This window comes from Telluria mixta (genome assembly GCF_029223865.1).
GTDB lineage: Bacteria > Pseudomonadota > Gammaproteobacteria > Burkholderiales > Burkholderiaceae_D > Telluria > Telluria mixta.
On sequence record NZ_CP119520.1, the window covers coordinates 6,348,840 to 6,370,993 of the forward strand.

A 22,154-nucleotide genomic window follows, 5' to 3' on the forward strand; every position below is an offset into this window, starting at 1 on the left:
TTCCCCGCTTATTTCAGCCAGATGAGGCTGGCCTGACGGCCCGTGACGCCGTCGCGGCGGTAAGAATAAAACCAGTCGGTCTCGGTCGCCGTGCAACGGTCGCCTCCATGAACGCGCGTGACCCCGTCGCGGGCCAGCATGCGACGTGCCAACAGGTACATGTCCGCCAGGTACTTGCCCGGCCGGCCCGGGTATGGTCGGAATGCATCGTCCACCTGCCCCGGCAACGCGGCCTCGAAGGCGGCCAGCACGTCGGCACCGACTTCGAACGCGTCCCGGCCGATCGCGGGCCCGAGCCAGGCCGTGATCTCGCCCGCGCCGGCCGCACGCATGGCCGCGACAGTCTGCCCGAGCACGCCGCCCGCGAGACCGCGCCAGCCCGCGTGCGCCGCGCCCGCGACCTTGCCGCCCAGGTCCGCGAACAGCACGGGCAGGCAATCGGCCGTGAGGATGGCGCAGACGACGCCCGGCACCGTCGCGATGCTCGCGTCGCCCGTGCGCACGGGCCCGCCCGGCTGGACGGTCGCCGCATCGACGACGGCGGCGCCGTGCACCTGCGCGATCCACGCCGGCGCGCCCGGCAGGCGCGCGCGCAAACGCGCCCGGTTGGCCTGGACGGCCTCCGGGTTATCGTTCACGTGGCGGCCCAGGTTCAGGCCGCCACCGTCCAGCCCATCGCCATACGGCCCCATGCTGACGCCGCCGCGTCGCGTCGTGGCCAAGGCACCGAACGCGTCAGGCAGGTCGGGCCACTGGCTCGCGGGATGAATCAGATCGGCGTCCTGCAGATCGGATTCCACCATCAGATCGCTTCCGGTTCTTCGATCCCGGCCTGTTCCAGAAGTTCCGCGAAATCGTCGGCCAGCGGCACGACCCATTCCACGTGCTCGCCGGTGACCGGATGCGTGAGACCGAGGCGGCGCGCCTGCAGGGCCTGGCGGTGGAAGAACTGGCGCAGGTGCTGCTTGCCGTAGACAGTATCGCCGACGAGGCTGTAGCCCAGCGATTGCATGTGCACGCGGATCTGGTGCGTGCGGCCCGTCTCCAGGCGGCATTGCACGAGGCTGACGGGGCGGCGGTCGAGCTCGCCCGTCTCCAGCAGCTCGTAGTGCGTGATGGCCGGCTTGGCCGACGGGCTGTTCGACACGGCCATCTTGACGCGGTCCTTGGCATCGCGACCGATTGCCGTGTCGATGGTGCCGAACGCGCGCGGGGTGCCCCACACGAGGGCAAGGTATTCGCGTTTCACCGTGCGGGCCTGCAACTGGCGCACGAGGTCGGTCTGCGCTTCCAGCGTCTTGCCGACGACCATCAGGCCGCTCGTGTCCTTGTCGAGGCGGTGCACGATGCCCGCGCGCGGCACGGACACGAGTTGCGGGCAATGGTGCAGCAGGCCATTCAGCAGGGTGCCCGACCAGTTGCCCGAGCCCGGATGCACGACGAGGCCCGCCGGCTTGTTGATGACGATGATGGCGTCGTCCTCGTGCACAATATTGAGTTCCATCGGTTCCGGCGTGTAGGCCGTGTCCTCGGGCGCGGGCTGCGGCACGACGACGATCGTCTCGTCGCCGTAGGCCGTGCTCTTGCCCTTCGCAGGCTTGCCGTCGACGAGGATGTGGCCTTCGTCGAACCATTGCTGCAGGCGGCTGCGCGAGAACTGGGGCACCAGCCCGGCCACGACCTTGTCCAACCGCTGGCCGCAGTGTTCGGGCACCAGTCCCAGGGTGATCGGGGAGTAGTCGGGACCACCAGGACCGACGTCGAGCTCGGCGTCGAGGTCCTCGTCCAGGTCGGGGTCGAAAAGGTTTTCCGCCGAATTCGGCGCAGCAGTTAATATCACGTCAGTCCCATCGGCTATAATCAGCCGTTCGTTGAATCTCGGTAAAACTTTCTTGCACTAAGAGCTTATGCAAAAAAAATTGTCTGTATTAGTCGTGACTAGCGTTCTGCTAAGTTTGTCAGCTTGCGGTTTGTTACCGGAAAGATCCGACGAAAACAAGAACGTGTCAGCATCGAAATTATACGCTGACGCGCAGGAGGAAATGGCTGGCGGCCACTACGAAGCCGCGATCAAGCTGTTCGAACGCCTCGAATCCAACTATCCGTTCGGCACGTACGCCGCCCAGGCGCAGATGGAAATCGCCTATGCGCACTATAAGGCGCAGGACCAGGCGGAGGCCCTGGCCGCCGTCGAACGCTTCATCAAGCTGCACCCGAACCATCCGCAGGTCGACTATATGTACTACCTGCGCGGCCTGATCAACTTCAACGACCAGATCGGCTTCCTCAGCTTCATCTACGCCCAGGATCCGACCGAGCGCGACCCGAAGGCGACGCGCGAAGCGTTTGCCGCGTTCAAGGAACTGGTCGACAAGTTCCCGAACAGCAAATACGCGCCGGACTCGATCTCCCGCATGAACTACCTGATCAATGCGATGGCGCAGTACGAAGTGCACGTGGCGAACTATTACTACCGCCGCGGCGCCTACCTGGCCGCGCTGAACCGCGCCCAGGGCGCCGTCAGCCAGTTCAGCGAAGCCCCCGCGCGCGAGGAAGCGCTGTTCATCATGATTCGCGCCTACGACAAACTGGGCATGTTCGACCTGCGCGACGACACGCAACGCGTCTTCACGATGAACTATCCGAACAGCCGCTTCCTGGGTGGCAAGGGTACGGGCGATGCGCCGTGGTGGAAATTCTGGGCCAAGGCCGGCCCGAAACCGGCGCCGAAAGACGCCGTGCAGTAACCCCGACAATGCCCGCGCCAAGCGGGCATTTTTTTGACCCCAGCCCCGACATTCGGGGTCAGAGCACATTTCCGATCAATATCCGGAGGTCAGTTGCTCTGGCAACGATCGTCGCACGTGCACGCCGTCTACGGACATTCGCGCCCAGCGCCACGCGTAAACTTACTTCGAGGACCTTGCGCAAAAAAGTGCTCTGACCCCGAATTTTCGGAGTCGTCAGCCTTCGATGCGCCGGCGGAACACCCATGATTTGTCCGTCGACACGGCCTCGTCGTACGCATATCCGTCCACGTCGAAGTCCTTCAGGCGCTCGACGTCCGTGATGCCCTGCTCGGCCGCATGGCGCGCCATCATCCCGCGGGCCCGCTTGGCGAAAAACGAGATGATCTTGTACTTGCCGTTCTTCCAGTCCTCGAACACGGGCGTGATCACCGGCACGTCCAGCAGTTTCGGCTTGACGGACTTGAAGTATTCTTCCGACGCGAGGTTCACGAGGACCGGCGCGCCCGCGTCCTTCAGGTCCGCATTCAGCGCGGCCGTCACGCGTTCGCCCCAGAAGGCGTATAAATCCTTGCCGCGCGGGTTCGCGAGGCGCGTGCCCATCTCCAGGCGGTAGGGATGCATGGCGTCGAGCGGACGCAGCACGCCGTACAGGCCGGACAGGATGCGCACGCGGTCGCGCACGTACCCGAGCGCCTGCGCGTCGAGCGTGCGTGCCGCGAGGCCCGTGTAGACATCGCCGTCGAACGACATGATGGCCTGGCGGGCGCCGCCGTGGTCCGGGTGCCAGTCGGCATAGCGGGTCACGTTCAGCACCGATAGCTGGTCCGAGATATCCATCAATGCGCCGATCTCGGCCGGCGACTTCGGCTTGAGAACGCGGATGAGTTCGGCAGCATCGTCGATGAAGCGCGGCGTCGTGCGTTCCTGGGTGGTGGGCGGGGAATCGAGGTCGAGGGACTTGGCGGGCGAGAGAACGATCAGCATTTAATTAAGAAACACGTACAGCGGGTAAAATTGCTGACATGATACCTGCTCCAGCAAAACCCATCGTCATCGACACCAACGTCTGCCTCGACCTGTTCGTTTTCCGCGACCCGCGCTGGGCGCCCCTGCTCGCCGCACTGGAGTCCGGCAAGGTGCGCGCCGTCACCCGCGCCGATTGCCGCGACGAATACCGGATCGTGTTGCATTACTCTCACCTGCCGCTCGACGAGTCGACGCGGCCGCAGGCGGAGGCCGCCTTCGACGCCCTGATCGAGGTCGTGGCGCCGACGTCGCGCGCGCTGCGCCTGCCCGTTTGCACGGACCGGGACGACCAGAAATTCCTCGAAATCGCGCGCGATGCCGACGCCGCCGTCCTCGTCACCAAGGACAAGGCCCTGCTCAAGCTGGCCCGCCGCGCCGCGCGCGAGAACCTCTTCCGCATCATGACGCCCGAGGCCTGGGTCAAGACCGAGGCCCCGGCCACGGTAGAATGATGCAATCCCTTTCCAACCCGTCCGCACCATGACCACACCCGTCCTGCAATCGCGCCTGCCGGCCGTCGGCACCACCGTGTTCACCCTGATGTCCGCGCTCGCGAACGAGCACGGCGCCGTCAACCTGGGCCAGGGCTTCCCCGACTTCGACTGCGACCCGCGCCTGCTGGACGCCGTCGACGCCGCCATGCGCGCGGGCCACAACCAGTACGCGCCGATGACCGGCCTGCCCGTGCTGCGCGAGGCCATCGCCGCCAAGCTGGCCGCGCTGTACGGCCACGCTTACGACGCCAACGCCGAGATCACGGTCACGGCCGGCGCCACGCAGGGCATCATCACGGCGATCCTGTGCGCCGTGCATCCGGGCGACGAGGTGATCGTCATCGAGCCCTGCTACGACAGCTACCAGCCCTCGATCGTCATGGCCGGCGGCGTGCCGGTGCCCGTCGCGATGCGCGTGGACGCCGGCGGCTACAGCGTGCCGTGGGACGCTGTCGCGGCGGCCGTCACGCCACGGACGCGCATGATCGTCGTGAACACGCCGCACAACCCGACGGGCACGATCCTGCGCCAGGCCGACCTCGACGCGCTGGCGGACATCGTGGCGGGGACGGACATTCTGCTTTTGTCGGACGAGGTCTACGAGCACATGGTCTACGACGGCCAGCCGCATGCGTCGGTGAGCCGCCATCCCGTGCTGGCGGAGCGCGCGTTCGTCGTGTCGAGCTTCGGCAAGACGTACCACGTGACGGGCTGGAAGGTGGGCTATGTGGCCGCGCCGGCACCGTTGATGGCGGAATTCCGCAAGGCCCACCAGTACAACGTCTTCAGCGTGAACACGCCGATGCAGGCGGGCCTGGCCGGCTTCATGCGCGACCCGGCGCCGTGGCGCGACCTGCCTTCGTTCTACCAGCGCAAGCGCGACCTGTTCCGCGCCGGGCTGGCCAACACGCGCTTTACCCTGCTGCCGGCGGACGGCACGTATTTCCAGTGCGTGCGCTACGACGGGATTTCGGACCTCTCCGAATCGGAATTCGCGCAGTGGCTCACGCGCGAGATCAAGGTGGCCGCGATCCCGGTCTCGGCCTTCTACAGCAAGCCGACGGAGTCCGGGATCGTGCGGTTCTGCTTTGCGAAGAAGGATGAGACGCTGAACGGCGCGCTGGAGCGGTTGGCGACCGTGTGACGCGTTCTCAATGTGAGAGCTGCTGGATGCGCCGCTCCACGAACCCCTGCAATTCCTGCGACAACCCGCCGCCGGCGCGCGCACGCTGGAATGCCTCGAGCGCCTCGCCGTTGCGCTTCTCGGCCTGCAGCGAGATGCCGAGACCCATCCACCACACGCTGTTCGACGGCACCGCGCGCACGGCCTGGTGATACTGCTCGGCCGCTTCGCGGTGGCGCTGCTGGCGGGCCAGCGCGGCCGCCAGGAAGGCGTGGTAGTCGGCGTCGTTGCCCGCATAGGGCAAGGTGCGCATCAGGGTGTCGATGCCGTTGCCGCCCCGCTCGATCTGCAAGCGCGCCAGCAGCATCGCCATCGCGGGCTGGCGCGGGTCCAGCGTGAGGCCCATCTGCAGCTGGCGCATCGCCTCGTCGTTGCGGTTCGCCTCGATCAGCAGGCCGACCAGCGTCTGGCGCGCCGCCTCGTGCGTGGGTTCGTATTTCAGTGCCTGCTCGAGCGAAGCGACGGTCTCGATCATGCGTCCTTCCTGCAGGCTCGCGAGCGCGCGGCGGTATTCGCCTTCCGCGCGCTGGGCGCCCGTCTCCTGGCGGCCCTGTGGGCTGCGCTTGCCCTTCGGCGCGGCGTCGTCGTGCGCGGCCGCGCGTGCGGCGGCCACCATCGCGGCGGAGGTCTTCTTCGCGGACTTGCCGCGCGCGGCCAGCGCCTGCGCCATCGCGCGGCGCGCCTCGCGCGCTTCCGCGCTGTCCGGCTCCATCGGCGCGACGTCCTTCGCGTGCACGGTCGCCGTTTTCGCCGCCTTCTCCGCCTTGCGCGCCGCGGCCTTCTCTTCCGCGAGACGTTTACGCTCCGCACGGCGCTCCGCCCGCGTCATGTGTTTCGGCGCCGGCGCGCCTTCGGTCTCGCCCGCGGTCGACTGGACGGCCGGCGGCGCTTCCACAGGTGCGGCGACAGGTGCCTGCACGGGTCCGGTCACCACGGGTGCCGCCTGCACGGGCCCCGTGACCACCGGCGCCACCTGGACGGCGGCGACGGGCGCCGGCGCGGCAGGTGCCGGCCTGGGCGCGCGCTGCAACTGCGACCAGCCGAGCCAACCCAGCGCGACGGCGGCGACGGCACCGCCGACGGCGGCCACGATCAGGCGGCGGTTCGGCCGGTACGACGGCCGTTCGACGGGCTTCACCTGACCGGGCAGCTCGCCGTCCTTCGGCGTGCCGCGCGCGTCCAGGTCTTGCAGCATCTTGTTAATCAGGCTCATTCCGGCTCCCCGTCAATGGCTCAGCGCCCACGCCAGGCCCGCCGCGGCACCGGCCAGGGCGAGCGCCGCCGCGGCCCACGGCCACACGCGACGCCTGCTCGTCGCGAGGGTGTCGCGCGCGGCCAGGTTCACGTGCGCGCGTGCGACCTGCTGGCGTCCCTGGCCATAGCACAGCATCATGGCCTTGTGCGCGAGGATGTTGACGAGGCGCGGCACGCCGCCGCTGGCGGCGTACAGGCGCGACACCGCACCGCGCGAGAACAGGCGCGCCCCATCATACCCGGCCACGCGCAGGCGGTGCGCCACGTAGTAATCGAGGTCGTCGCGCGTCAGGGGCCCGAGGTGATAATGGAACGTGATGCGCTGGGCGAGCTGGCGGATCGATTGCAATTCCAGTTTGCGGTTCAGTTCCGGCTGGCCGAACAGGACAATCTGCAGCAGCTTGCGCTTTTCGGTCTCCAGGTTCGTCAGCAGGCGCAGCGCCTCCAGCGTCTCGACGGGCATCGCCTGCGCCTCGTCGAGGCACAGCAGCACGCGCTTGTCTTCGCCCGCCAGCTGCAGCAGCCGGTGCGTGATGGCTTTCAGGACCTGGTGCTGGTCGACGTCCTTGTCGTACGCGACTTCCAGCTCGTCCGCGAGCGCCAGCATCAGGGTGCGCGGTTCGAGATACGGGTTCGGGATGTACGCGGTGACGAATTCCGGGCCCAGGGTCGCCATGAACTTGCGGCACAACAGGGTCTTGCCGGTGCCGACCTCCCCGGTGATCTTGATGAAGCCCTCGCCGCCGCGCGCCGCGACGAGCAGTGTGTTCAGGGCTTCCTGCGAATGCGGGGCGCCGAAAAAGAAGCTGGTGTCGGGCGTGATCCCGAACGGCAGCTCGCGCAGGCCGAAGTGGGCCGTGTACATTTACCGGTTCCCCCGGGTGCGCGGGTCGAGCTGCTCCATGCGGCGGTTCGTGTCGAGCAGGTCGTCGTTCCAGTTGTTGATGCCTTCGACGATGGTCGGCTTGATCAGCACGACCAGTTCGCGCTTCTGGTTCACGCGCTTCTTGGCGCCGAACAGCGACGACAGCACGGGCACCTTGCCGGTCCCCGGCAGCTGCGAATCGTCCGCCGTCGACGACTGGCGCATCAAGCCGCCGATGGCGACGACCTGGCCGTTCTGGCCGCGCACGATGCTGTCCAGTTCCGACGTGGCCGATGCCGCGAGCGGCAGGCTCAGGCTGCCGGCCGCGCCCAGGTTGACGGACTTGTTGATCGTCGAGACCTGGCTCACGGACGGGTGCACGTGCAGCAGGATGTTGCCCTTCTCGTCGATCTGCGGCGTGACGTCGAGGACGACGCCGGAGAAGAACGGCTGCAGCGTCACGCTCGGCGACACCGTGTTGCCGGTCGTCGTGGAGTTCGTGGTCGTCTGCACGCCGGTGACGAAGAATTCGTCGGTACCGATCTTCAGCACCGCCTTCTGGTTGTTAACGGCCGCCACGCGGGGGCTCGACAGGACGTGCACGGTGCCCTGCGTTTCGAGGAACGAGATCAGCGCCGCGAAGTTCGCCGTCTGCACGGCGAGGCCGAACATCGAGCCGGCGGCACCCGCCGCATTCGACAGCGAGAAGCCGGTACTGGCCGACAGGCCCGTGCTCGGGTCGTTGATCACGGCCGGCTGCCCGCCGCCGAACGGCAGCGGCGTGAGCGTCGCGCCCGGCGCGATCAGGCCGCCGGAGACACGGTTGTCATGGCTGCTGCGGATCGACGCGAACGAGGCCCAGTTGACGCCGCTCTGGTAGCTGTCGTTCAGCTCCACTTCGAGAATCTTCGCTTCCAGGATCACCTGGCGGTCGACCGCGAGCTGCGTGGCTTTCAGGTAGGCGTCCACGTTGCGCAGCTCGTCCGGCATCGCGCGGATCACGAGCACGCCCGACTGCGGGCTGACGACGACGCTGCGGCCGCCCTCCTTCGGTCCCACGATGGCCTCAATGGCCAGTTTCAGGTCGCCCCAGAAATCGTTGGCGGACATCGTGGCGACGTCCGTACTGTCCATTTGCCCGCCGCCGTTCTGGCCGTTCGGATTGTTGCCGTTGTTGTTCTGGTTGTTGCCGTTGTTGCCGAACGGGTTCTGGCCGCCCTGGCTGTTATTGTTATTGTTGTTGCCGTTGCCGCCCCCGTTCCCGTTGTTGACCGCGTTCGCGACCGACGTCGACGTCACGCGCGTGCTCGACATGCCCGCGCGTTTGCCGACCAGGTAGTTCACGTGGAACATCTTGGTCTGCATCGTCAGCGGCTTGATCGAGATGCGCGTGCCGTCGATCTTGTAATCGTAGCCGTACATCTCGCGGATCGCGTCGAGCGTCTCCGGCAGGGTCACGTCCTTCAGGTTCGCCGTGATGGTGCCGGCGACGTCCGGATGCACGAGGATGTTGTAGCGCGTGCCCGCGACGATCGAGCGGAAGAACTGCTGCGCCGGCACGTTGTTGAAGGAGACGTTGAAACGCTCTTCCAGCGCGGGCCGTGCCTTGGGCAGTTGCGTGGCCAGCGCGGCGGCCGGCGGCAGCAGCGCGTCGGCCACGGCCGCGTCGACGGCGGGCGCCGCGGCCGGACGCTTGCTCGCACCGCTCGCCAACTCGCCCTTGATCTTGTCATAGGTGGCCGGGCTCGGCGTCGTCTGGCAACCGCTCAGCGCAATGAGCACCAGCAGCGCGGCACTGAAGGCCGTCATGGTCCGCATCGGAATACGCTTGTCGTTCATCCTCATCCTTTGTCAGCGCCGCACGGTGACCGTGGCGGCGTGGTCGCCCCTGATGCCGCCTTCGGCTTCGGCATACAGGCGCAGCACCTGGCGTTCGCGGCCGCGCACCAGTTCCACCTCGTTCTCGCCGATGCGCACGACCTTCGCGCCGCGGAAGCTCTCGCCCTGGCGCACGGTCTCGCCGTCGATGACGGCCACGTGGCGCCCACCCGCCGCACGGCCGATCAGGATCGATTGCAGCAGCGGACCGCTGGTCACGGCCTGCGGCCCGGCGGCGACCGGCGTCGCGGCCGCGGGCGGCCGGGTCGGGTCCTGCAGCGGCTGCGCGTGCGCGCCCCCTGCCAGCAGCAGTGCAAGGAGTGCGGCGCCGAAGGCCGGCTTCATCGTCGTCGGAATCACAGCTTCATCCATTTCGGGTCCAGGCTCAAGGTGTACAGCGTCAGGGTCAGGCGCACGTTCGGGTACGCTTCCGCATCCAGCTGCGCCTTGCCCCAGAACAGCTGGGTGGGCAGCGTCTCCAGCGCCTGCATGTAGTCGACCATGTCGAGATAGCTGCCGCGCACCGTCAGTTCGACGCCGTGGCGGTACAGCAGGTCGGGGGATTTCAGGACGGGCGGCGGCACCGGTGCGGCTGCGGGCGCGGCAGGTGCGGGTGTTGGTGCGGGTGCCGACGGAGCCGCCGGCGTCGAGCCGTCCGTCAGGGTCGTCACGGGCAGCGTCTTCAGCGACACGAGCTTCAGGCGCCCGTTCGCGCGCAGGATCGCTTCCAGCAGCGGCGCGATGCGCTCCGGCGGCACGAGGCCTTTCTGCATCGTGCGCAGTTCCTCGCTCGTGCGCGCCGTCTCGGCCCGCAGTTCGCCCAGGCGCCGGCGCAGCGGCTCGTTCGGGTCGTTGCCGTAGGCGCGCGCCTTGCCCTCGATGTCGGCCGCGATGCCGCCGATGGTGATGGTCTGCTGCTGCAGGGTCGAGCGCAGCGCCGCTTGCTTGCGCGACAGCGGCGCAAAGACGAAGGCATTCGCGAGGAACACGAGCACGACGACGGCGGCGCCGAACGCCATGATGCGCTCGCGCGGCTGCAGCGCTTCCACGCGCGCCGTGAACTGGAGCCAGCGGCGCTTCATGGCTGGCCTCCGGTGGCAGGCGTCGACGCCGCACCGGCGGCGGCCGACTGCAGGCTGAATTCGACGTACGGCGCGGGCGCGTCCGTCTCCTTGCCGTCGGCGCCGAGCACCTTGACGGTGGACGCCTGGCCGATCTGCATGCTGCCCACCGGCTTGCCCTGCAGGACGCGCTCATTGCGCAGGCGCGCGAGGTAGCCCGGCACGAGCGCGGGATCGAGCGCGCGGCCGCGCACGCCGATCTCCGTGCCGGCGCCGGTGATGGTCACGCCCGTCAGCCACAGGCCGTCGACGCTCTGGCGCGCCAGCGCGCGGAAGTATTCGGCATAGCCTTCGGTATTGCCCAGGTCACCGCCCTGGATCACGTCGGCCACGCGCCGCAAGGCATCGTGCTCGGCCTGGGCGGCGGCCAGCTCCGCTTCGAGGCGGCCGTCCTTCGTGCGCGGCGCGAATTCGGCGGTGGCGGCTTCCAGGCGCTTCTGCGCGGCCTGCACCTGCTCCTCGCCGCGCGCGACCTCCGCCTCGAGGCGCGCCACGCGCACCTTTCCGTACACGCCCGTCGCGACGGCGCACAACACCAGCACACCGAGCGCGCCGGCCATCGCATTGACCGAGAAGATCTTCTTCTGCGGCTGGAATTGCGGATTGAAGAGGTTGATCTGCTGGCTCATGCCGCGCCCTCCTCCATGCGCAGCGCGGCGCCGATGGGCACGAAGAAGCGCTGCTGGCGGCCCGGGTCGGCCAGGTCCGGCACGCGTTCGAGGTCGAGCACGTTGGCCAGGTCGAGCGTCTCGACGCGCGTGTACAGGTTGCTCGACAGGTATTCGTCCAGGCCCGTGGCGCCGGTCGGCGCCAGCACGAGCTTGGCCACGCTGATGAACGAGAACTGGCGCTCGAAGTTGTCGAGGGAACGCTGCAGCTCCAGCGTGATCTTGTCGAAGGCCTGGTGCTTGCGGTCGTGGTCGTCCTCCAGCAGCAGGGCCAGCGTGACGTCGATACGGCGCGACAGATACAGTTCGCCGCGCCACGACACGGTCAGCAGGCCGCCGTCCTCGCCGAACGACAGCAGCGCGATGCCGCGGCCCTCCGGCTCCAGCAGCGCCGACACGTTACGCTGGGCCATCTCGGGGATGTCGATCACGCGCAGTTTCACCTTGGCCGCATTGAACATCTTCTGGCGCGCGGACACGACGCTGTTGCGTGCCGCGATCGCGAACACGCTCTGCTGCGGACGCACGACGGCATTCGGGTCGAGGGGGACGTCGAGCACGTCGAACGTCGCGTCGTCGATGGGAAAATCGAGGATGTCCTTGAGGCGCCAGCGCATGGCGCTTTTCAGTTCCTCGCGCGGGACGTTCGGCGATTCGACCGACATGAACTGGTAATCGCCGCCGGCCAGCACCGTCGTGCAGCGGTAGCTCGCGCTGTGGATTTCCTTCGCGGCCTTTTCGAGGCTGTCCGCGGACGGGGTGCCGGGGAAGAAGGTGGCCTGCGTCACGGCAGGCTTCGCGCCCTCGCCCGCGCCACGGCGCACGCTGGCCGCCGCGATCCCGTCGCGCTGCGGCACCATGGCCAGCCAGGCTGCATTGTTCTGTGCTTTACTGAAAAAACCCATGCGTGGCGATGGTTATCCGTGACTTGGTCGAGATACGTACGATAGAGGCTTGATTATATTCAAGTGGTAGGAAATTCCGATACCAAATTTTTACTCTGAGAGAATATATTCGGTTTTCCGTACGGAACTACTAATGGGTGTGGTCAATACGCCGCATCGGGCCCGTAAACGACAATCGGGACCGCGAATACGGTCCCGATGGAATGAAGCGAAAAAGATCAGTTGCAGTTGTCGGCGGTCGCAGTCCCCGGCACGGTCAACGTCGGCGGCGTCGATGCCACAGCCTTATAAAGGATGTAGCACTTGGCTGCGCTCGCGGTGCCAACAAGACTTGCGGGCACAATTGCCATCTCATCGTCCGCGACGGTAGGCACGTTCGTACCGGCATCGGCTTTCACATAAGTCTTGTAATCGGTCGCGGCAAGGCCAGCGGCGAGTGCCGTCGCAGGTTCAGCCTTCGGATATCCACCCGTTTGGAAATTGATCTCCTGGTCTTCCAGCTTGACTTTACCTGCGCTTGCAACGGTCGGGCTGGCCAGCCACTTGCCGTGCGCCATCGCGGCGGTAGCGTTCAATGCACCCTTCGCAGCCTGCAGGCTGGCCAGGCGTGCATCGCCGCCGAGGCTCGCAAACTTCGGCAGTGCGGTCGCAGCCAGAATGCCCAGAATAACGATCACGACGATCAATTCGATCAAGGTGAAGCCGCCCTGTGCATTGTTCTTGATACTTACTTTCATGCTCTCTCCGATTTAGGTGCGGCGTTCCCGGCCGCGTGGGTTTTGATTAACGACCGCCTTGCACACCAACTTCATTCAATGCAAGGCTCATCATTTGTTTCCCTGCGTCAGCAGGAGTTCGAGTTAATTCTACCTTGAACGTAGGCAATTCGGATTTGCCTGAGGCAAATCTTTCCCGTTCTGAGGTGAGATAGACAAGGGTTTTGTCGCGTAAGTTAAACACCCACCCGTTTCGTGCCACACGGCCCGGCTCGGCGAGTGCGAATTCGCCAAGATAATCGGCCGGCGGCCGGGCGAGCAGGCGCATCGGGTTCTGCCCGGCGAGCGTCGCGGCTGTTTCGGGATGGCGCGCCGCCTCGACCTGCAGTGCCGTGCGCAGCGCGGCCACGGTCTGGCGCGCCGCCGCTTCCTCGGCCGCGCGGCGGTAGCCGTCCATGCGGTGCAGCAGGATAGTGGAAAGCGCCGCCGTGATGGCGACGACGATCGCGAATTCGTACCGCGTGAAACCGCCTGTTTTTTTGACACGAATCATCGGATGCCTCGTCAATGATGCAGGGCTGCCTTGCCCAGGTCCCAGATCGGCAGGAAGATGCCCAGCGCCAGCACGAGCACCATCGCACCCAGGAAGGTGATCAGGATCGGCTCGATCTGGCTGGACAGCGTCTTGAGTTCGTAATCGACCTCGCGCTCGTACATTTGCGCGATCTCGTCCATCAGGTCGTCGAGCGAACCGGATTCCTCGCCCACGGCGACCATCTGCAGCACGATCGGCGTGAACACCTGGGCGTTGGTCGCCGTACGCAGGATGCTTTCGCCGCGCTCGACGCCGTCGCGCATCTGGTCCAGGCGCATGGTCAGATAGGCATTGTCGGCCGTCTGCGCAACGACCGAGAGAGCTTGCACGATCGGCACGCCGCTGCGGATCGACAGCGCGAAGCTGCGCGCGAAGCGGGCCATCGTGGCCTTGTGGATGATCTTGCCGGCGACGGGGAAGCGCAGCTTGTAGCGGTCCCACGTCAGACGCCCCGACGTCGTGCGCGTCCAGGCGCGGAAGCCGAAGAACGCTGCCACCGCCGCGCCGAGCATCACGGGCCAGTAGTCGACCGTAAAACGCGACGTCGCGATCAGGATGCGCGTCATCAGCGGCAGCTCCGCGTGGAAGCTGTTGAAGACTTTTTCGAACTGCGGGATCACGAACACGTTCACGACGACCATCGCCGCGATCATCGCGATGATGACGAACGTGGGGTAGCGCATGGCGGTCTTGACGCGCTCGCGCATGTCGCGGTCGAATTCCAGGTGGTCGAACAGGCGCAGGAAGACTTCTTCCAGGCGGCCTGTCATCTCGCCCACGCGCACCATCGACAGGTAGAACGGTGTGAAGCATTCCGTGTGGCGGCGCATCGCCGTCGACAGTTCGCGGCCCGAGTCCAGCGATTCGCGCAGGTCCTGGATCACGCGCGCGAAGCTTTTATTGGTCGCCGATTCCTGCAGGCCGGCCAGGCCGCGCATGATCGGCACGCCGGATTTCAGCAGCGTGTAGATCTGGCGGCTGAACAGCTGGACGTCGATCGACGTGACCTTCTTGCGCGTCAGGCGTTCCCACAGGCTGTCGTTCGCGCCGGCGGCGTTGCCCGGCGTCGTCGCCTTGCGGGTGGTCGGGGTGATGTCGAGCGGCGTGACGCCGGTGCCGAACAGCTGGTCGGCCACCGCGCTGCTGTCGGCGCCTTCCAGCACCCCCTGCATCAATTCGCCGCGTGCGTTGCGGCCTTTGTAGGCAAAGAACGGCATAGACGCTTATCAGTCTTCCATCTGGTTGCTGATGCGCATGGCTTCCGCCACCGTCGTGCGGCCCTGGATCGCGAGGCGTACGCCGCTGCGGCGCAGCGTCTCGCCGCGCATCTCGGCATGTGCCACCTTCAGGAAGTGCGACGGGTCCGGGTGGTTCGCGGCCTCGTTCACGGCGCGCGTCATCTCCAGCAGTTCATACACGCCGGTCCGGCCGCGGTAGCCCGTGCCGTTGCAGTGCGAGCAGCCACGCCCGTGGAAGAACGGCACCGTTTCGGCGCGGTCGCCCAGTTCGGCGCGCAGCCAGGCGCGTTCCGGCGCCGGCAGCTGGTACGGTTCGGAGCAGCTTTCGCAGATCACGCGTACGAGACGCTGCGCCAGCACGGCCTGCAGCGACCCGCTCACCATGTAGCGCGGCACGCCCATGTCCATCAGGCGCAGCGGCGTGGAGGCGGCATCGTTCGTGTGCAGGGTCGACAACACAAGGTGGCCAGTCATGGCGGCACGCAGGCCGATCTGCGCCGTCTCCTGGTCGCGCATCTCGCCGACGAGCACGATGTCCGGGTCCTGGCGCAGGGCGGAACGCAGCACGCGCGCGAAATTCAGCTCGATCTTGTCGTTGACCTGCACCTGGTTGATGCCGGACAGCCGGTATTCGATCGGGTCCTCGACCGTGATGAGTTTCTTCTCGACGGAATTCAGCTCGGCCAGGGCGCTGTACAGCGTGGTCGTCTTGCCGGAACCCGTCGGCCCCGTCACGAGCACGAGGCCGTTCGGACGCTGGACGATGGCGCGGAAGCGTTCCACCAATGCGGCCGGCATGCCGATCGCATCCAGGCGCAGGTTCATGCCCACCTGGCTCAGCAGACGCATGACGACGGATTCGCCGTACTGCGTCGGCATCGTCGAGATACGGACGTCGATGCGCTGGCCGCGCACCTTGACGGCGAAGCGGCCGTCCTGCGGAAGGCGCTTTTCCGAGATATCCAGGTCCGCCATCAGCTTCAGGCGCAGCGCCAGCGGCGTCGCGATCTTGATGTCGGCTTCCGTCTGCAGGTGCAGCACGCCGTCGATGCGGAAGCGGATCTGCAGGCGGCCGTCCTGCGGCTCGATGTGGATGTCGGACGCGCGCACCTGGGCCGCGTCGTCGAACACCGACTGCAGCAGTTTCACCACCGGCGCTTCTTCGATGCCGGAGTTCGCGGACAGCGCGTTGAAGTCGACGGAATTGGTGTCGCCGAGATCCTGTTCGAGCTCGCGCGCCAGGCCCGTGATCTCGCCCGTGCGGCGGTAGATGCGGTCGATGGCCTGCAGCACTTCCGTCTCGTTGACGACGGCCAGCTCGACGCCCTTCTTCAGAAGGCGCGCGATCTCGTCGTAGGCAAAGAGGTCGGTCGGGTCGGAGACACCGACCAGCATCGTCTCGCCGCGGTCTTCCAGCACCAGCGCGCGGAAGCGGCGCGCCTGCGTTTCCGGCAGCAGGCGGACGACGTCCTGGTTGATGTTGTAGAACTTGAGGTTGAGGTAGGGGATGCCCAGCTGGCGCGCGAGGGCGCCCGAGATCTGCTCTTCCGTGACGAAGCCGCTCTCGACGAACACACGGCCGAGCTTGCGGCCCGTGCGCTTCTGGTCGGCAAGCGCCTGGTTCAGCTGGTCTTCCGACAGCAGCTTTTGTTGCACCAGGATTTCACCAAGTCGGACTTTTTCGGGCCGGGCCATACCACCTCTTCGATCAATGTAGGACTAGTCCTTCATTGTATGCCAGAGGAACGAAAAATTAACCTAGAGAATGACTTTACGTAAGGCAAAACGTATCGTCCGCGCGACTTCATGTCACTCCTGCATGCCAGCCGAGAAACAAATGTTGCCAAGATTCGGGGTCAGGTCCATTTTCTCGCCAGTCGCCGACGTTAAATCTTCGATAAAACAGGTACTTGCGATTGCCGGGCCGAGCCAAAATGTGCTCTGACCCCGAATTTACACGAGGTGGCTGCTGGGCTACCATGCTCGCAAGGCGCCTCGGCTGCGCACACTCCGCGGAGCTTGAAGTGCAGTTGTTACAACGTCATACCCTCCCTTCCATCCGGCACAAGCTCGTGACGCTCGTGCTGGCGTGCGCCCTGCCGATCCTGATCGGGTACTTCGTGTTCGCCACCGACGCCGACCAGCGCGAGCGGGCCCACGTCGCCGAGGATGCGGAGATGATCGCGCGCGCGCTGGCAGCGGCCGTCGACCGCGACCTCGCCAACGGCGAAACGGCCGCCCGCACCCTGGCCAACCAGGCGAATCTCGCCCACGGCGACCTGGCCGCTTTCCACGTGGCCGCGCGCCGGCTGCTCAGGCCCGAATTCCCCGCCTACGCTGTCGCGGTCAGCGCGCCGGACGGCAAAGTCCTCCTCGACACGCGCCACGCCCTCGGCAGCGTCCTCCCGGCGCGCGGCAACGAGGCCGATATCCGCACCGTCTTCGCCAGCGGCGACGCCGTCACGTCCGGCCTGCACCGGGGCGACACCACGCAGCCGTGGGTGATCTCGATTACCGTGCCGGTCTGGCGCGAGGGCAAGGTCGCGTATGCGGTGACGGTCGAACTGCGCCCGCGCCGCCTGCAGGAACTGCTGGCCAGCCAGAATCTGCCGCCGCACTGGAGCGCGATCGTGTTCGACAACAACCGCCGGCTGGTCGCCTACCGCGGCCACGTGCCGCACGGGATCGGCGACAGCATGCATCCGGAGCTGGCCAAGGCGGTGGCCCGGCGCCCGGTCGGCATCGTCGAGCTGACGGCGCACGGTCCGCAAACCATGTACTCGGCCTATGCCCGCACGCTGGGGCACGACTGGGCCGTGGCGATCGGCTTCCCGCGCCACGCCGCGCGCGAGATCCTCGGTCCCGATCCCGGCACGACGCTCGCCTGGATCGCCGTCATGCTGGCCATCAGCCTGGGCCTTGCCTGGCGCATCGGCGACTCGATCGCTCGCTCGGTGCGCGCCCTGACCGAACCGGCGGCCGCCCTCGGCCGGGGCGAGGCGCTCGTGATCCCGCCGCTGGCGATCCGCGAGGCGGCCACCGTCGCGCGCGCGCTCGGCAAGGTCGAAGGCGAGCTCCAACAGTACCGCGCCGGCCTGGAATCGCTCGTGGCCGAGCGCACCAACGAGCTGCAGCGCTCCTCGGCCATGCTGGCCACCGTGTACGCGACGGCGCCGGTGGGCCTCGCATTCCTCGACCGCAGCCTGAAGGTCGTGATGATCAACGACTACCTCGCGGCCGTGAACGCGCTGCCCGCTGCCGCCCACATCGGCCGCACCCTGCCCGACCTGCTGGGCGAGCGCGGCATCCACATCGAACGGCCCTACCGCCAGGTGCTGACGACGGGCCGCCCGCTGATCGACGTGGAGGACAGCGGCGAGTCGCCGGCGGAACCGGGCACCATGCGCCACTGGATCTGCAGCTACTACCCCGTGTACGGGCCGGACCGCGACCTGGTCGGCATCAACGCCGTCGTCCTGGACATCACGGAGCGCAAGCGCCAGGAACAGCGCAACCGCGACAACGAGGTGATGTTCCGCGCACTGTTCGAAGGCTCGGGCGACGCCCACGTGCTGATCGCCTACGGCGCCGGCTTCATCAGCGCAAACCAGGCGGCGGTCGACCTGTTCGGCTGCGCGGGCGCCGACGAATTCCTCGCGATGGCCCCGGCCAGCAGCTCGCCCGAATTCCAGCCGAACGGCCGCCGCTCGGACGAGTTGTGGCACGAGGCGATGCGCCGCACGCTCGACACGGGCGGCAACCGCTTCGAGTGGATCTATCGCCGCCGCGACGGCACCCAGTTCCACGCCGACGTGCTGCTCAACAGCGTGGACATCGGCGGCCGCGGCATCGTCCAGGGCACCATCCGCGACATCACGGCCCGCGTGGAAACGGCCGCCGCACTGCGCGCCGCGAGCCGCCGGCTGGAAGAGAGCGAACGCATGATCCGCACCGTGACGGACCACCTGCCCGCGCTCGTCGGCTACTGGGATGCGGACATGCGCTGCCGCTTCGCCAACAAGCCCTACCTCGACTGGCTCGAACGCGACGCCGCCGACGTGATCGGCCACACTTTGGTCGAACTCATCGACGAGGACCAGATCCGCGACGTGATGCCGCACCTGGAGGCCGTGCTGCGCGGCGAGCGCCAGTTCTTCGAGCGCCGGCTGCACCGCAAGGGCTCCGGCAAGGTGATCCAGGCATGGGGCAGCTACATCCCGGACTTCGACGCCGACGGCCGCGTCCAGGGTTTTTATATGCTCCACGCGGACATCACGGAACTGAAGCGCACGCAGTCGCGCCTGGAGGAAGCGCTGCGCGCGGCCCAGGCGGCCAGCAGCGCCAAGGGCGAGTTCCTCGCCAACATGAGCCACGAAATCCGCACGCCGATGAACGCCATCATCGGCCTCGCGCGCCTGCTCGAGGAGGCCGACCTGGGCCGGCGCGAGCGGGGCTACGTGGCGCGCATGCAGATGGCCGCGAAATCGCTGCTGTCGATGCTGAACGACGTGCTCGATTACTCGAAGGTGGAAGCGGGCCAGCTCGTGCTGGAACAGACGCCGTTCGCGCTGGACGACGTCCTGGCCAGCATCGCCGCGATGTCCGCCACGAGCGCGTGGAACAAGGGCATCGAACCCGTATTCGCCGTCCACCCGGACGTGCCGGCGCGTCTCGTGGGCGACCCGATGCGCCTCGGGCAGGTGCTGCTCAACCTCGTCAGCAACGCCACCAAGTTCACGGAGCGGGGCGAAGTCGTGCTGGCCATCGAACCGGCGGGCCAGGACGGCGACCACCTGGCGCTGGCGTTCACCGTGCGCGACACCGGCATCGGCATCCCGCCCGAGCAGCAGCAGCGCATGTTCGAAGCCTTCTCGCAGGCCGACACGTCCACGAGCCGCAAGTACGGCGGCACGGGCCTGGGGCTCGCGATCAGCCGCCGCCTCGTGCGCCTGATGGGCGGCGACCTGCGCGTGGACAGCGTCCCGGGCCGGGGCGCCACGTTCCGCTTCACGGCCCCCTTCGGCGTGGCGACCGGCGGTGCGCCCGCGCTGGCGCAGGCGGAGGCGGATGCGCCGCCGCTGCGCGTCCTCGTCGCCGACGACAACGCGAGCAGCCGCGCCGCGCTGGCCGCCCTGCTCGCGGGCCGCGGCTGGCATGTCGAGACGGCGGCCAGCGGCGCGGACACGCTCGCGCTGCTGCGTTCCGCAGGGCCTACCGCCGTTCCGTTCGACATCGCCTTCATCGACAGTGTGCTGGGCGACCTGGACGGCGCATCCGTCATCGCCTTCGCGCGCGCCGACCAGGCGATTTCCCTGCCCCGCTGCGCCCTGCTGGCGGCCGACCCGGAGCGCGAGCGGCTCGATGCGCTCGCGGCCGACCTGCGCATCGACGCCGTGCTCGCGAAACCGTTCACGCCGGGCGCGCTCGCCGATGTGCTGGCGGAACTGCATAGCGGCGCGCCGACACCCGCACCGGGCCGCCCGACGCCGCTGAGCGGGCGCCTCGCGGGCATGCGCGTGCTCGTCGTCGAAGACAACCTGCTCAACCAGGAAGTGGCGAACTATGTGCTCGTGCACGCGGGCGCCAGCGTCGATTTCGCCGCGAACGGCCGTATCGCCGTCAGCATGCTGACCGAGCATGCCGCGCAATACGACGCGGTGTTGATGGACCTGCAAATGCCCGTCATGGACGGTTTCGAGGCGACCCACGCGATCCGCGCGATGGGACTCGACCGGCTGCCGATCATCGCGATGACAGCCAACGCGCTCGACGAGGACCGGCGCCGCGCGCTGGCCGCGGGCATGGACGACTACCTCGCCAAGCCCATCGACGTCGATGAGCTGGTGGACATGCTGATCCACGTCACGGGCCGCCCGGCGACGGTGCCTTCCGAAGGGGCACGGACGGCGCTGGCGGCCGGGCAGGCCGTGCCGGCCTATCTGCCCGGCATCGACCTGAAAGCGACCTTGCCCCGCTTCGGCGGCAATTTCGCCAGCTTCGCCGCGTTATTCAAGCGTTTCGAAAGCTCGCAGGGCGGCGCCGTGGCGGACATCCGCGCCCTCCTCGCCGCAGGCGACCGCACGGGCGCGGGCCAGGCGGCGCACCGCCTGCGCGGCGTGGCTGCGAACCTGGGCGCGACGGACGTGGCGAGCCAGGCGCTGGAGCTGGAACAGGCGCTGCGCAGCGAGGACGCGGCGGCGCTCGCGCTGCGTCTCGCCCGTCTCGACGCCACGCTGTCGGTCGTGCTGGAAGCCGCGCGCGACCTCCCCGCGCCGCAGGTGCCGCTCGCGCCGGCCGAGGCGCCGGAAGATAGCGCTATCCTGCAGCGCGAGTTGGCGCAGCTCCTCGATTTGCTCCACAATAACAACATGAAAGCGATCGCGCAGTTCGAGACGCTGCGCCCCGCCCTCGCCCGCCTCGAACCATGCCAGGTGGCCCCGCTGGCGGACGCCGTGGCGACGCTGCGCTTCGGGGAGGCGGCGCAGCTGGTGCGGACGCTACTGGATACGAAGGAGGATGCATGAGCTGGACCGACATGGCCGTCAACGGCCGCATCCTGGTGGTCGACGATGCGATGGAAAACATCCAGATCCTGCACGGCGCCCTGCAGGACGAGCACGAGGTGCTGTTCGCGATGGATGGTCCGCGCGCGCTCGAGATCGCCCGTACCCAGCAGCCCGACCTGATCCTGCTCGACGCCGTCATGCCCGGCATGGACGGGTATGCCGTCTGCAAGGAATTGCTGGCGTCGCCCGAGACGAACGACATCCCCGTGATCTTCGTGACGGCGCTGAAGTCGCCCGAGGACGAGACGCGGGCACTGGGCGCCGGCGCGGCCGACTTCATCAGCAAGCCGGTGAATGCCGCCGTCGTGCGTGCGCGCGTGCGCACGCAACTGACCGTCAAGCGCCAGCGCGACGCCCTGCGCGCCCTGATCCTCACGGATGCGCTCACCGGCGTCGCGAACCGCCGCGCGTTCGACGAGCGCCTCGACGCCGAGTGGCGCCGCTGCGGACGCGCGGGCCTGCCGGTGGCCCTGATCCTCGTCGACATCGACCACTTCAAGCTGTACAACGACCACTACGGCCACCAGGCCGGCGACGCGACGCTCGTGCAGTTCGCGACGGCGATGCGGCGCGCCGCCGCGCGCACGCAGGATCTCGTGGCGCGCTACGGCGGCGAGGAATTCGCGATCCTGCTGCCGCAGCTGGACGGGCGCGGCGCCACCGGCGTGGCGCACCGCCTCATGACGGAACTGGCGCAGATGGCCATCCCGCACGCGGCGTCGCCGACGGCATCCTACCTGACGGCCAGCATGGGCATCGCCTGCATGGTGCCGGGCGAACACAGCATCCCGGCCGACCTGATCCAGGTGGCCGATGCCCTGCTCTACCAGGCCAAGGCCGAGGGCCGCAACCGCTACCGCCTGGGCGGCGCCGACTGCGTCGCCTGACGCATCCT

At 67.5% G+C, this 22,154-nt stretch carries 19 protein-coding genes; 5 read left to right on the top strand and 14 right to left on the bottom strand.

Annotation, left to right across the window (positions count from 1 at the left end; translation table 11 throughout):
• Positions 1–8: 8 nt before the first annotated feature.
• Both pgeF and P0M04_RS27960 read right to left on the bottom strand, forming a co-directional pair.
• Positions 9–803, bottom strand: a complete 795-nt coding sequence (pgeF, locus tag P0M04_RS27955; RefSeq protein ID WP_259451082.1) for a peptidoglycan editing factor PgeF — start codon at positions 801–803, stop codon at positions 9–11.
• Positions 803–1,840, bottom strand: a complete 1,038-nt coding sequence (locus P0M04_RS27960; protein WP_259451081.1) for an RluA family pseudouridine synthase — start codon at positions 1,838–1,840, stop codon at positions 803–805. Before P0M04_RS27960 ends, pgeF begins: the two co-directional genes overlap by 1 nt.
• A gap of 67 nt (positions 1,841–1,907) precedes the next feature.
• Between P0M04_RS27960 and P0M04_RS27965 the strand changes: the two genes are divergently transcribed.
• Positions 1,908–2,747, top strand: a complete 840-nt coding sequence (locus P0M04_RS27965) for an outer membrane protein assembly factor BamD (protein WP_259451080.1) — start codon at positions 1,908–1,910, stop codon at positions 2,745–2,747.
• Positions 2,748–2,963: 216 nt separating this feature from the next.
• Here the strand turns inward: P0M04_RS27965 and yaaA are convergent, their stop codons facing one another.
• Positions 2,964–3,734 carry a peroxide stress protein YaaA gene (yaaA, locus tag P0M04_RS27970; RefSeq protein WP_259451079.1) on the bottom strand — a complete coding sequence of 257 codons (771 nt, stop codon included), beginning with the start codon at positions 3,732–3,734 and terminating at the stop codon, positions 2,964–2,966.
• 38 nt (positions 3,735–3,772) lie between these two features.
• Between yaaA and P0M04_RS27975 the strand changes: the two genes are divergently transcribed.
• Entirely contained in the window at positions 3,773–4,228 is a 456-nt protein-coding gene (locus tag P0M04_RS27975) for a putative toxin-antitoxin system toxin component, PIN family (RefSeq protein ID WP_259451078.1), read from the top strand.
• 28 nt (positions 4,229–4,256) lie between these two features.
• Positions 4,257–5,414, top strand: a complete 1,158-nt coding sequence (locus P0M04_RS27980; RefSeq protein WP_259451077.1) for a pyridoxal phosphate-dependent aminotransferase — start codon at positions 4,257–4,259, stop codon at positions 5,412–5,414.
• 7 nt (positions 5,415–5,421) lie between these two features.
• Here the strand turns inward: P0M04_RS27980 and P0M04_RS27985 are convergent, their stop codons facing one another.
• The 11 genes from P0M04_RS27985 to P0M04_RS28035 all read right to left on the bottom strand — a co-directional run bounded on the left by P0M04_RS27985 (position 5,422) and on the right by P0M04_RS28035 (position 16,388).
• Complete coding sequence (locus P0M04_RS27985) at positions 5,422–6,666, bottom strand: tetratricopeptide repeat protein (protein WP_259451076.1); 1,245 nt, start codon at positions 6,664–6,666, stop codon at positions 5,422–5,424.
• A 12-nt stretch (positions 6,667–6,678) separates the two neighbouring features.
• A complete protein-coding gene (locus tag P0M04_RS27990) occupies positions 6,679–7,572 on the bottom strand; it encodes an ExeA family protein (protein ID WP_259451075.1) in 894 nt (297 codons plus the stop codon).
• A complete protein-coding gene (mshL, locus tag P0M04_RS27995) occupies positions 7,573–9,411 on the bottom strand; it encodes a pilus (MSHA type) biogenesis protein MshL (protein WP_259451074.1) in 1,839 nt (612 codons plus the stop codon).
• A 12-nt stretch (positions 9,412–9,423) separates the two neighbouring features.
• Entirely contained in the window at positions 9,424–9,822 is a 399-nt protein-coding gene (locus P0M04_RS28000; RefSeq protein WP_259451073.1) for a hypothetical protein, read from the bottom strand.
• A complete protein-coding gene (locus P0M04_RS28005) occupies positions 9,807–10,532 on the bottom strand; it encodes a hypothetical protein (protein WP_259451072.1) in 726 nt (241 codons plus the stop codon). The genes P0M04_RS28000 and P0M04_RS28005 overlap by 16 nt, the downstream gene beginning before the upstream one ends.
• The gene (locus P0M04_RS28010; protein ID WP_259451071.1) at positions 10,529–11,200 is read right to left on the bottom strand and encodes a PilN domain-containing protein; all 672 of its coding nucleotides are present in this window, start codon (positions 11,198–11,200) and stop codon (positions 10,529–10,531) included. Before P0M04_RS28010 ends, P0M04_RS28005 begins: the two co-directional genes overlap by 4 nt.
• Positions 11,197–12,144, bottom strand: a complete 948-nt coding sequence (pilM, locus tag P0M04_RS28015; RefSeq protein WP_259451070.1) for a pilus assembly protein PilM — start codon at positions 12,142–12,144, stop codon at positions 11,197–11,199. The genes P0M04_RS28010 and pilM overlap by 4 nt, the downstream gene beginning before the upstream one ends.
• A gap of 218 nt (positions 12,145–12,362) precedes the next feature.
• Positions 12,363–12,881 carry a type II secretion system protein gene (locus P0M04_RS28020; RefSeq protein WP_281042119.1) on the bottom strand — a complete coding sequence of 173 codons (519 nt, stop codon included), beginning with the start codon at positions 12,879–12,881 and terminating at the stop codon, positions 12,363–12,365.
• Positions 12,882–12,927: 46 nt separating this feature from the next.
• Positions 12,928–13,413, bottom strand: coding sequence for a hypothetical protein (locus P0M04_RS28025; RefSeq protein ID WP_259451069.1), 486 nt, complete (start codon positions 13,411–13,413; stop codon positions 12,928–12,930).
• 11 nt (positions 13,414–13,424) lie between these two features.
• Positions 13,425–14,672 carry a type II secretion system F family protein gene (locus P0M04_RS28030; protein WP_259451068.1) on the bottom strand — a complete coding sequence of 416 codons (1,248 nt, stop codon included), beginning with the start codon at positions 14,670–14,672 and terminating at the stop codon, positions 13,425–13,427.
• A gap of 9 nt (positions 14,673–14,681) precedes the next feature.
• Positions 14,682–16,388 (bottom strand): GspE/PulE family protein, encoded by a 1,707-nt coding sequence (locus P0M04_RS28035; protein WP_259451067.1) that lies wholly within the window; start codon positions 16,386–16,388, stop codon positions 14,682–14,684.
• A gap of 329 nt (positions 16,389–16,717) precedes the next feature.
• On the opposite strand from P0M04_RS28035, the gene P0M04_RS28040 reads away from it, so the two are divergent.
• Both P0M04_RS28040 and P0M04_RS28045 read left to right on the top strand, forming a co-directional pair.
• A complete protein-coding gene (locus P0M04_RS28040) occupies positions 16,718–21,217 on the top strand; it encodes a PAS domain-containing protein (RefSeq protein WP_259451066.1) in 4,500 nt (1,499 codons plus the stop codon).
• Complete coding sequence (locus tag P0M04_RS28045) at positions 21,214–22,146, top strand: diguanylate cyclase domain-containing protein (protein ID WP_259451065.1); 933 nt, start codon at positions 21,214–21,216, stop codon at positions 22,144–22,146. Before P0M04_RS28040 ends, P0M04_RS28045 begins: the two co-directional genes overlap by 4 nt.
• The last annotated feature ends 8 nt before the right edge of the window (positions 22,147–22,154 follow it).